1 pseudogene is annotated in these 222 nt (G+C 28.8%); it reads right to left on the bottom strand.

Annotated elements, in window-relative coordinates:
* A pseudogene (locus KI369_RS28690) lies at nucleotides 1-222 on the bottom strand (sigma-70 family RNA polymerase sigma factor); the annotation flags it as partial.

Below are 222 nucleotides of genomic sequence, written 5' to 3'. Positions count from 1 at the left end.
CTTCTAAAAGCTTGGCTATACTCTCTTGATTCATATCTTCATAATAATAAAGCACTGTAACAGCTCTTAACTCTTCATGTAAGGATTGAATCGCATTACATAAGTCTATATCTTCATACTGATCATAAGCACTCATATTGTAATCATTGTCTTCTATTACCATTATCTTTTTGTATGATCTAATAATATTGTTACACTCATTTATCAAAATTCGAATTAACC

It is taken from the genome of Bacillus sanguinis (genome assembly GCF_018332475.1).
GTDB classification, from domain to species: domain Bacteria; phylum Bacillota; class Bacilli; order Bacillales; family Bacillaceae_G; genus Bacillus_A; species Bacillus_A sanguinis.
The sequence above is the reverse complement of the archived record's forward strand: the minus strand, read 5'-3'. Positions and strand labels throughout refer to the sequence as shown.